An 11,671-nucleotide genomic window follows, 5' to 3' on the forward strand; every position below is an offset into this window, starting at 1 on the left:
CCGGGGCCGCGCCGTCCACGACACCACTTCGGTTGCCCGTCGTCTCCAATGAACCCCTCACTCCGCCAACGGCAACCGTCTTCGTCGATGCCGATGAGTGGGAGACCCGCGCCCGCGCGCTGGGCGGGACCAGCAACGTGCTGCTGCTGGGACTCGCGGCTCATCTGGCCCAGCGAATGGGACGGGTCACCGCGGACGGATCGGTCCTGATAAAGATGCCGGTCAATGAGCGCGCCACCGGGGACTCGCGCGCCAACGCGGTAAGCCATCTCACCGTCGCGGTCGATGCCGCGCCCGCGGCCACGGACCTGCGTGAGATTCGGACCGCGGTCAAGAAAGCGCTGACCAGCCACCGGGAGCTGCGCGACGACGAGCGGGCGGTGATGGCGTTTGTTCCGCTGTTGGGCCTGTTGCCCAAGCGCCTTGTCCGCCTCGTCGACAACGCCGTCGTCTCATCCAACATCGGTGTGATCGACCCGGCCGTCATCCGGCCGGACGGCACGGACGCCGACCTTTTCGCCGCGAGGCTGTCTTACCAGGGCGTGACCAAGGAGTTGATGCACCGTCTGGGCGGCGCCCTGTACGTGCTGACGGGGGCCGCGCGAGGCCAGGTGTTCGTCTCGGTCACGGTTCATCAACCGGGCTACGCGAACTCGAATGAGGCATTGCGACAAGACCTTTCGGCTGCCTTGAATGACTTCTCGCTCGCCGGGAGGTATATCGGGGCGCCATCGGTCACGGACCACTGACGACGACCGGCAACGTCGGCGGGCCGCCCGCGCTGTCGGCGCTTTTACACACACGTACTATTAACCCCGTTTGACCGGGCTCAGTGCGGCGCCAGGGTCGTTAGCTGGGCGATTCGATGAGAGGGACTAATGACAACCGTCTTATTCGTGCTCGGAATGGCCCGATCCGGCACCTCCGCGATGACACGCGTCCTGTCCCTGTCCGGCGCCGCACTTCCGCCCGGCATGATCGGCGCCGCGAAAGCCAATCCGCGTGGCTTCTGGGAACCCCGACAGGCCAGCTACCTCAACGAGAAGATCCTGCGCCGCCACGACAGCGCCGCCTCCGACCCCACCCTGCGCCTCCACGAAGAATCGGCCGACAGTCGCGACATCGCCGAGATCAACGCCTACCTCACCACGCTGCCGCCGTCGGACCTTTACGTCATCAAGGATTTGCAGATGGCGCCGATAGCCCGGCTGTGGTTCGAGGCCGCTCGCACCGCCGGTTACGACGTCGGCACCGTGATCGCGCTACGTCACCCCCACGAAGTGATCAAGTCCGTCACCGCGATGATGCCCATCGTCAAACCCGAACTCGCTGCAGCGCTTTGGGTGAAGAACAGCTTGCTCGCCGAGCGTTACACGCGCGGGCGGCCGCGAGTGTTCGTGGAGTACTCCTACCTGCTCGAGGATTGGCGCCGGGAGGTCAAACGCATCTCCACGGCCCTGGACGTCGATCTCCGCCCCGACGAGCCCGCGATCAACGAATTCCTGGCCGTCGATGATCGCCATCAGCGGGCCGACGGATCGGCATGCCCGGAACCATTCGGCACGGAGTGGCTGACCACGACCTATCGCAACCTGCGCCGGGCCGCGGCCGGCGACACCTGGAGCCAACACGAGCTGGACCAGGTCTTCAGCGAGTATCGGGCCGGCGAACAACGCCTGCGCACCGCGTTCGACAACTACCAGCGCGTGGTCAAGGCGCAGCGCTTCGTTCCCCGCAAGCTCATCTTCGAGATTGCCGCCATGGCCCACCGGCGCAAAGGCACCTGGGCCTGAAAGCCCGCCGCTTTCGACGACATGTCCGGGAAGTGAAAGGCCAGTATCAGCAATGAAATTCGCGCTCGCAACCTTCGGGAGTCGCGGCGATGTCGAGCCATGCCTCGCAATCGGCCGTGAGCTGTTGCGCCGCGGGCACGACGTGCACATCGCCGTCCCACCCGACCTGGTCGGCTTCGCCGAGTCGGTTGGGCTTGCGGCGGTCGCCTTCGGGCCGGAGGTGCAGCCCATTCTGGACGCGCACCGCACATTCTGGACGGACTTTTTCCGCAACTTCTGGAAAGTCCGGCACCTGATCAGGCTGCGGCACGAGATAGCGGATCCCGTCATTCACCGCTGGGATCAGATCTGCGCCTCGCTCGTGTCGCTGGCCGACGGTGCCGATCTCCTGGTCAGCGGGCTGAATTTCGAGCAGGCGGCCGCAAACGTCGCCGAGTATCACAACATTCCACTGGCCACGGTGCACATCTTCCCCGTGCGCTCCAGCGGGCAGTTCCTGTCCGTCGTGCCGGCACCGGTGGGGCGTAAGGCGATGACGGTTTATGAGTCGGTGGCCTGGCGCGCGGCCAGCAAGCTCGAGGACGCGCAGCGCTCTGAGCTGGGCCTTCCACAAGCGACCGGCCCGATTTCGCGGCGGATCGCCGAACGCGGTTGGGTGGACATCCAGGCTTACGACGAGGTCTGCTTTCCCGGGCTGGCAGCCGAATGGGCGCAATGGGACGGTCAACGGAGTTTTGCCGGCGCACTGACGCTGGACTTGCCGACGCCGGCCGACGAGGACGTGGCGTCGTGGATCGCGGCGGGAACACCACCCATTTTCTTCAGCTTCGGCAGCACGCCGGTGAAGTCTCCGGCCGAAACGATCGCCATGATCGGCGCGGCCTGCGCGCAGTTGGGCGAGCGGGCTTTGGTGTGCGCCGCCGGGACCGACTTCGGCGACGCCGGCCGTTTGGAGCACGTCAAGGTCGTCAGCGAAATGAATTACGCGACGATCTTTCCGGCCTGTCGCGCGGTTGTGCACCATGGTGGCACGGGCACCACGGCCTCGGGCCTGCGTGCCGGCGTCCCCACGCTGATCCTCTCGACGGACATCGATCAGACTATTTGGGGAGCGCGGGTCAAACGCCTGAAAGTGGGTACGGCCCGGCGCTTTTCGAGCACCACCGAGAGATCGCTCGTTGAGGACCTGCGCCAGATCCTCGCGCCGGATGTTGCCGCCCGGGCCCGCGAGCTCGCCGCCCGGATGACCACTTCCACCGAAAGCGCTGCGGCGGCAGCTGATCTGGTGGAAAAGTACGCCCGCCGGGTCGCCGATTGCTGATTCGGCATGGATGTCTGATCGCGCCGGCCGGCACGGATTATGTGATCGACATCACATAATGACCCCCGGTCACCCCCCTTGTAGGGCCACTATTCGACTCAAGTATGGTAGTGATCTTGTTCCACTCATGTCGACTAGATGTTTCGGGAGATCTGGGAGAAGTGGTGAGTATCAATCCGTTCGACGATGACGATGGCAGATTGCGGGTCTCGGTCAATGGCGAGGAGCACTACAGCCTGTGGCCGGCCGTTGCCGATGCGCCGACAGGCTGGGGGACAGCGTTCGGCGAAGCAGACCGGCCCGCCCGTGTCGACCACATCGAACTCAACTGGACTGACATACGGCGGCCGAATCTGCGCGAGCGGCTGTTAGACGGTTGGTCTACTAACAGGTGACCCGGCCGGAGTCGGGGACTTCGGGGGAACTAAACAGTCGGGTATTTCCGCTAACGCGCGGACAACGCGACATCTGGCTGGCCGAGGAGACGGGTCGGTTCGGTGCCAAGTGGCAACTGGGCGTGTTGGTGCATATCGCCGGCCCGGTCGACGCCCGTCTGTTCGAGTCGGCGGTTCGGCAAGCGGTGCGCGAGGCCGAATCATTCAGGGTCGCCATTTTCCAGGTGGACGGCCAGCTTTTCCAGAGGGTTGTCGATTATGCGGACGTCGAGCTAGCTCGCTACGACCTCCTGGGATCGCCGGATCCCGCACAGGACGCCTATCGGTTGGCGTCGTCAATCCAAGCCACGTTGATGCCGTTCAGCGGCCCGTTGTTCAAGTTCGCGTTGATGCAGACGCGGACAGATGAATTTTATTTCTTTGCGTGCTGCCATCACATCGTGGCCGATGGACTGGGCCTGGGCCTTTTCTGCCACCGTATTGCGGCCGTCTACAACGCAATTGCTTCGGGGCGGCAGCCCCCTCCCGCCTTCTTCGGCTCGCTGCGAGATCTGATCAATGGCGAACTTGACTACGAGGCGTCCGCTGATTATCTCGATGATCAGGCCTACTGGACTGAAAACCTGCCGCCGGCAAGGGAAGTGCGCTACCGGGCAACGCGTGACGAGGGCGGCAGTGACTCGGATGAGTGTTCCGCACCCGTTCAAGTTGATCCCGTCGTCGTATCCGGGATCCGTGAATTGTCACAGAGGTTGGGGGTGGGCCGCTCGGCGGTGATCACCGCGGCGTGCGCGTTGCTGGTGCGCGGGTACGACCCGGATGGCTCGGACGTCGTGCTTGACTTTCCGGTGAGCAGGCGGGTGGGTCCCGAAGCAAGACTGGTGCCCGGGATGGTTTCCGGGGTGGTCCCGTTGGTGTTCAGGGTTTCGCCGGACTCGACGGTCGCCGGCTTTTGCGAACAGGTCGCCACCCGCATAAAAGAGGCATTGCGGCATCAGCGGTTCCCGGTGCATGCGATGGAGCACGCCGCCCGGTCCCGCGACTCCGGGCGGGCGCCGAACCGGGTAATCGTCAATTTCATCCCGCCCACGTATATGTCCGACCTCGCCGGTTCCCCGGCATCGGCGACGCTGACGAATTCTGGCCTCGTGGACCAGTTCGGGCTGCTGTTCACCAGGGACGGCGATCAGCTTTTCCTGAGCACCGCGGGCGCTGGGCAATTGTTTACGGATCATGACGTCGATGAATTGGTGCGGCGGCTGGAACGCGTGCTGGCGGCGATGATTGCAGACGCGGAGCGGCCGTTGTCGTCGCTGGACGTCCTGAACGGCGGTGAGCACGCCCAGTTGGCTGGCTGGGGCAACCGAGCGGTGCTGGCCGAGCCGACGAGCGCACCGGTCTCCATTCCGGCGTTGTTCGCCGCGCGGGTGGCGCGTACCCCCGACGCGGTGGCGCTGACATGCGGGGAGCGTTCGTGGACGTATCGCGAACTCGACGAGGCCGCGAACCGGGTGGCCCACCTGTTGCGCGGTCAGGGCGCGCGCCCGGGTGAGTATGTCGCGCTGCTGTTTTCGCGGTCGGCCGAGGCGATCATCTGTCTTGCGGCGGTGCTCAAGACCGGAGCGGCGTATCTGCCGATCGACCCCACGCTTCCGGCCGGCCGAATCGAGTTCATTCTCGCCGACGCCGCTCCGATCGCCGCGATTGCCGCGGCCGGGGTACGCGCCCGGCTAGGCGAGTGCGAGCTGCCGGTCATCGATATCGACGATCCCGCGGTCGAGAGCCAACCCTGCGACGCGTTACCCGCACCGGCCCCCGATGACCTCGCGTACCTCATCTACACCTCGGGCACGACCGGCGTTCCCAAGGGGGTAGCGGTCACCCACCGCAGCGTGACCCAACTGGTCGCGACGCTGGACGCCGGCCTGCCTCGCGCCGGGGTGTGGTCGCAGTGGCATTCGTTGGCCTTCGACGTCTCGGTGTGGGAGATCTGGGGCGCGTTGTTGCGCGGCGGGCGGTTGGTGGTGGTGCCCGAAGAGGTGGTCGCCGCACCGGATGACCTGCGTGCGTTGCTGGCCGCCGAACACGTCAGCGTCCTGTGCCAGACCCCCTCAGCGGTCGCTTCCTTATCGCCCGAGGGGTTGGAGGCGACGGCGTTGATCGTGGCCGGTGAGGCTTGCCCGGCCGACGTCGTGGATCGCTGGGCGCCCGGCAGGGTGATGATCAATGCCTACGGCCCGACCGAGACCACGGTCTACGCGGCGATGAGTGCGCCATTGCGGGCGGGACTGGGTGCGCCGATCGGTTCGCCGGTGCCCGGGGCGGCCCTGGTGGTGCTGGACGGGTGGCTGCGGCCGGTGCCGGCGGGCGTGGTCGGCGAGCTGTACGTGGCGGGCGAGGGCGTCGGTTGCGGATACTTGCGCCGGGCGGAGTTGACCGCGGCGCGGTTCGTGGCCTGCCCGTTCGGTCCGGCGGGGACGCGGATGTACCGCACCGGAGACCTGGTGTGTTGGGGCGCTGACGGACAACTGCAGTATCTGGGACGGGCCGACGAGCAGGTCAAGATCCGCGGGTACCGCATCGAACTCGGTGAAGTCCAGGCGGCGTTGGCCGCCCATCCGCGGGTGGCGCAGGCGGCGGTCATCGCACGTGCGGACGGCGCGGGTGGCGAGCAACTGGTGGGCTACGTGGTGCCGGATCAGCAAATGATGCTGATCCGCGAGCCCGACCGAGAAACGCAGCTCGTCGAACAGTGGTCCGGGGTGTATGAGGGTCTGTATTCGTCGGGCCCGCCGGCCGAGTTGGGCGAGGATTTCGGGGGCTGGAACAGCAGCTATACCGGCGCCCCGATCCCGCTGGAGCAGATGCGCGACTGGCGGGCGGCCGCGGTGGACCGGATCCGCGGGTTGGCTCCCAAGCGGGTCCTCGAGATCGGGGTTGGTTCTGGGCTGTTGCTGGCCCCGCTGGCCCCGGAATGTGACGAGTACTGGGGTACGGACTTCTCCGCGCCGAGCATCCGGAGTCTGCAGGCGGCGGTGGCTACGCAGTCGTGGGCTGATCGGGTGCGGCTTCGGGTGCAGCCCGCCGATGCGGCCGACGGGTTGCCGCAGGGGCACTTCGATGTGGTCGTGCTCAATTCGGTGGTGCAGTACTTCCCGAGCGCGGGCTATCTCCTGGATGTGCTGGCGCTGGCGATGCGGCTGCTGGCGCCGGGCGGCGCGCTGTTCATCGGCGACGTGCGCAACCTGTCGTTGTTGCGGGCGTTTACCACCGGGGTGGTGTGCGCCGACACGACCTCCGGTGAGGACACCGCCGCGGTGGTAAGTGAACGGGTGCGCCGCGAAATGCTGGCGGAGCAGGAACTGTTGTTGGCGCCGGAGTTCTTCGCCGGGTTGCCGCAGTATCTGCCCGACATCGGCGCGGTGGATGTGCAGCTCAAGCGGACTCAGGCGGTCAACGAGCTGACCGGTTATCGCTACGAGGTGGTGCTGCGTAAGGCGCCGGTGGCCGTCCACTCGGCGGCGGGTCTGGTGGCGCAGCCGTGGGAGCGGTTCGGCAGCCTGGCCGCGCTGGGGGAGTATCTGCGTTCCCAGCAGCTGCCGGGATTGCGGGTGAGCGGGGTGCCGCACGCGGGGATCTGGTCCGATGTGGCGCTGACCGCGGCGTTGGCCGGCGTCGACGAGCGGGTGGCAGTCAGCGCGGTGCGCGCCGGGCTGACCCCACCGGATGCGTTGTCGCCGCACCAATGTCATCTGCTGGGCCGGCAAGTGGGATACGCGACGGCGGTGACTTGGTCGTCGACCGCGGGGCTGGTGGATGTGATCTTCACCCGCGCCACCGGCGCAGTCTTATCCGATGTGTACCTGCCGGCCACCCCGGTGGGCTCGTTAGCGGGGTATGTCAACGATCCGGCAGTTATCGAACGGGCCGCCGAGCTGCGTGACTACGTGGCCGGGCGGTTGCCGGAGTTCATGGTGCCGGCGGCGATCGTGGTGGTGGAGTCGCTGCCGTTGACGGCCAACGGGAAGCTCGACAAGCGGGCGCTGCCTGCCCCGGAGTTCGTCAGTGCGGCGGCCTATCGGGCGCCGCGCGATGGACGGGAGCTGGTGCTGGCCCGACTGTTCGGTGAGGTACTCGGCGTGACGCGGGTCGGCATCGACGAGTCGTTTTTCGATCTGGGTGGGCATTCGCTGTCGGCGGCACGGCTGGTGGCACGCGTGCGCGCCGAACGGGGTGTCGACGTCCCGATCCGGGCGGTGTTCGACGCACCCACCGTGGCCGGGCTGGCCGAATGGATCAGCGCGCATGCGGGAGAACACGCCGGCGCGGCGTTGACCGCGCGGCAGCGACCTGCGGCGGTGCCGTTGTCGTTTGCTCAGCGCCGGTTGTGGTTCATCGATCAGCTCGAGGGTCCTTCGCCCGTCTACAACATGGCCGTGGCGTTGCGGCTGCAGGGGCGCCTCGATATCGAGGCGTTGGGTGCCGCGATGGCCGATGTGGTGGGTCGCCATGAGAGTTTGCGCACTCTCTTGGTAGCCGCTGACGGCATACCCCAGCAGGTGGTGGTGCCCGCCGAGCGGGCGGACTTCGGATGGCAGATCACCGATGCCGCGGATTGGTCGGAGGAGGACCTGGAGGAGGCCATCGCGGCGGCGGCGGCTCACAAATTCGACCTGGCGAACGAAATCCCCTTGCGCACAATGCTTTTCTGTGTCGCTCCCGACGAATACGTGCTGGTGGCCGTGGTGCACCATTCGGCCGCCGACGGGTGGTCGCTCAGCGTATTGGCCGCAGACATAGGTGTGGCGTACGGAGCCCGATCCGCCGGGCAGGCGCCGGGCTGGACCGATTTGCCGGTGCAGTACGTCGATTACACGTTGTGGCAGCGCGAGCAACTGGGCGACCTCGATGACAGCGACAGCCGGATCGCCGCCGAGTTGGCTTACTGGGAGCGTCACCTGACCGGGATGCCCGAGCGCCTGCAGCTGCCCACCGATCGGCCCTACCCGCAGGCCGCTGACTACCGCGGCGCCAGCGTGGAGGTGGACTGGCCGGCGCAACTGCAGCAGCAGATAGCTCGGCTGGCCCACGAGCACAAGGCCAGCAGTTTCATGGTGGTGCAGGCCGCCCTGGCGGTGCTGCTGTCCAAGCTCAGCGCCAGCAGGGATGTGGCCATCGGGTTCCCGGTTGCAGGGCGCCGCGATCCCGCGCTCGACGGGCTGGTCGGATTCTTTGTCAACACGTTGGTGCTGCGGATGGATCTGACCGGCGATCCCACCGTCGCGGACATCCTGGCCCAGGTGCAGGAGCGCAGCCTGGCCGCGTACGAGCACCAAGATGTCCCATTCGAGGCGTTGGTGGATCGGCTCAACCCCGGCCGAAGCCTGACCCATCACCCACTTGTGCAGGTGTTGCTGGCCTGGCAGAACTTTGCCGGGCAGGAAAATAACGCCTCGCCCGGGCTGGTCCTGGGTGATCTGCAGGTCACGCCGCTGCCGGTGGAGACCCACACCGCCCGCATGGACCTCACCTTCACCCTGTCCGAACGATGGACCGAGGCCGACGAGGCCGACGGCATCGGCGGGACGCTGGAGTTTCGCACCGATGTTTTCGACACCGCCAGCATGGTGGTGTTGGTCGAGCGGTTGCGGCGGGTGTTGGTGGCGATGACCTCCGATCCGGCGCGACGGCTGTCGTCGGTGGATGTGCTCGACACCGCTGAGCAGGCCCTGTCGGATGGGTGGGGCAATCGGCGGGTGTTGACCGCGCCGCCTTTGCCGGCGGGGTCGATTCCGGAGGCCTTCGCGGCTCGGGTGGCCCGTGCCCCGGACGCGGTGGCGATCAGCTTCGACGGCCGCTCCATGAGCTATCGGGAGCTGGATGAGGCCGCGAACCGGTTGTCGCATCTGCTCGCCGCCCAGGGCGCGGGCCCCGGACAGTGTGTGGCGCTGCTGTTTTCGCGGTCAGCCGAGGCGGTCGTGGCGATTTTGGCGGTGCTGAAAACCGGGGCGGCGTATCTGCCGATCGATCCGACGGCGCCGGAGGCGCGCATCGCCTTCATGGTCGGCGATGCCGCACCGATCGCGGCGGTCACCACGGTCGAACTCGCGCAGCGAATCAGCGGCCACGACGTGACAGTCATCCTTACCGACGATCCTCGGATCCCGACTCATGCATCCACCGTGCTGCCGGCGACGGCGGCCGATGACACTGCCTACCTGATTTACACCTCGGGCACGACCGGCGTGCCCAAGGGTGTGGCGATCACCCACCGCAATGTGATCGAGCTGTTCGTGTCGCTGGACGAACGCTTGGAGCTGGCGGGTCGGGTGTGGTCGCAGTGGCACTCGCTGGCCTTCGACGTGTCGGTGTGTGAGATTTTCGGGGCGCTGCTGCGCGGTGGGCGGCTGGTGGTCGTGCCGGAGTCGGCGACCCGCTCGCCAGAAGACTTGCACGCCTTGCTGATCCGTGAGCAGGTCAGTGTGTTGAGCCAGACCCCGTCGGCGTTTTACGCGTTGCAAGCAGTGGATGCGCTAGCGCCCGAGCATGGGCAGCGGCTGAACTTGCAGGCGGTGATATTCGCCGGTGAGGCGCTGGAGCCGCAGCGCCTGGGTGTCTGGATGGATAATCACCCGCGGTTGCCACGGCTGATCAACATGTACGGCACCACCGAGACGACGGTGCATGCGTCGTTTCGGGAGATCGTCGACCGCGATGTTTTCAGCAACGCCAGCCCGATCGGGGTGCCGTTAAGCCACCTGGCTTTCTTCGTGCTGGACGACTGGTTGCGTCCGGTGCCGGTGGGTGTGGTCGGTGAGTTGTATGTGGCCGGCGGCGGCGTGGGTTGCGGCTACGTCGGCCGGGCGGGGCTGACCGCGTCACGGTTTGTGGCGTGTCCGTCTGGCGCCGACGGGACGCGGATGTATCGCACCGGGGATGTGGTGCGGTGGCGCTTCGATGGGCAGCTGGAGTATCTGGGGCGTGCCGATGAACAGGTCAAGATCCGCGGGTATCGCATCGAGCTTGGTGAAGTCCAGGCAGCGCTGACCGCGCTGCACGGGGTGGAGCAGGCCGTCGTGATCGCCCGCGAAGACCGCCCCGGCGACAAGCGGTTGGTGGGTTATGCGACGGGAGCCGCCGACCCGGCCGCGATCCGTGCCGCGCTGGCGGAGCGGTTGCCGGCCTGGATGGTGCCGGCGGCGGTGGTGGTGCTCGACGCGTTGCCGTTGACGGTCAACGGCAAGCTCGACAAGCGGGCCCTGCCGGCACCGGACTACAACGTGGGCGCGTACCGGGCGCCGGTCACTCCCACCGAGGAGATTCTGGCCGGCATCTACGCCCAGGTCCTCGGCGTGGATCGGGTCGGGGTCGATGACTCGTTCTTCGATTTGGGCGGGGATTCGTTGTCGGCGATGCGTTTGGTCGCGGCGGTCAATTCCGTTTTGGGTGCCGGTCTTTCGGTTCGCGCGGTATTCGACGCGCCAACCGTTGCCCGGTTGGCCCCCCAGATCGGTTCGGGCGGCGGTGGGCTTGAGCCGTTGGTGGCCGGCGAGCGCCCGGCGGTGGTGCCCTTGTCGTTCGCGCAGACGCGGTTGTGGTTCATCGACCAGTTGCAGGGGCCGTCTGCGGTCTACAACATGGCGACGGGGTTGCGGCTGTGCGGGCCCCTGGACGCTGGGGCCTTGGGGGTGGCGCTGGCCGACGTGGTGAGCCGCCATGAGAGCCTGCGCACTCAGTTCGGCGCGGTCGACGGCATTCCGCACCAGGTGGTGATGCCCGCCGAGGGCGCCGACTTTGGTTGGCGGATCGTTGATGCCAGCGGCTGGCCGCAGGATCGCCTTGATCGAGCCATCGAGGAAACGGCGGGTCACAGTTTCGACCTGGCCGCCGAGATTCCGTTGCGGGCAACGCTTTTCCGCGTCTCTGAGGACGAGCACTTGCTGGTGGCGGTGGTGCACCACATCGCCGCCGACGGTTGGTCGATCGCCCCGCTGGTGGCCGATCTGGGGGCGGCCTATCGGGCGCGGCAGCGGGGCCAGGCCCCGGGGTGGACGCCGTTGGCGGTGCAGTATGTCGATTACACGTTGTGGCAGCGCGCGCAGTTGGGTGATCTCGACGACGCCGACAGCCTGATCGCGGGCCAGTTGGCGTTTTGGCAGCAG

The 11,671-nt window shown here is 66.9% G+C and carries 4 protein-coding genes and 1 pseudogene; all 5 read left to right on the forward strand.

Annotated features, from left to right (window positions below; genetic code table 11):
* Window positions 1–749: pseudogene (locus AC5Y4H_RS24790) on the forward strand (hypothetical protein); the annotation flags it as partial.
* A 129-nt stretch (window positions 750–878) separates the two neighbouring features.
* The gene (locus AC5Y4H_RS24795) at window positions 879–1,793 is read left to right on the forward strand and encodes a sulfotransferase family protein (protein WP_499986304.1); all 915 of its coding nucleotides are present in this window, start codon (window positions 879–881) and stop codon (window positions 1,791–1,793) included.
* Between the two features lie 52 nt (window positions 1,794–1,845).
* Complete coding sequence (locus tag AC5Y4H_RS24800; protein WP_499986305.1) at window positions 1,846–3,114, forward strand: glycosyltransferase; 1,269 nt, start codon at window positions 1,846–1,848, stop codon at window positions 3,112–3,114.
* A 164-nt stretch (window positions 3,115–3,278) separates the two neighbouring features.
* Complete coding sequence (locus tag AC5Y4H_RS24805; RefSeq protein WP_499986307.1) at window positions 3,279–3,509, forward strand: MbtH family protein; 231 nt, start codon at window positions 3,279–3,281, stop codon at window positions 3,507–3,509.
* Window positions 3,506–11,671 (forward strand): amino acid adenylation domain-containing protein (locus AC5Y4H_RS24810; protein ID WP_499986308.1); only part of this gene is annotated, 8,166 nt, incomplete at its 3' end. The genes AC5Y4H_RS24805 and AC5Y4H_RS24810, both read left to right, overlap by 4 nt.

It is taken from the genome of Mycobacterium sp. NGS58, assembly GCF_059812385.1.

Coding starts and splice junctions, on each gene's coding strand:
- AC5Y4H_RS24795 (WP_499986304.1), top strand. CDS start 879: ATGACAACCGTCTTATTCGTGCTCGGAATGGCCCGATCCGGCACCTCC.
- AC5Y4H_RS24800 (WP_499986305.1), top strand. CDS start 1,846: ATGAAATTCGCGCTCGCAACCTTCGGGAGTCGCGGCGATGTCGAGCCA.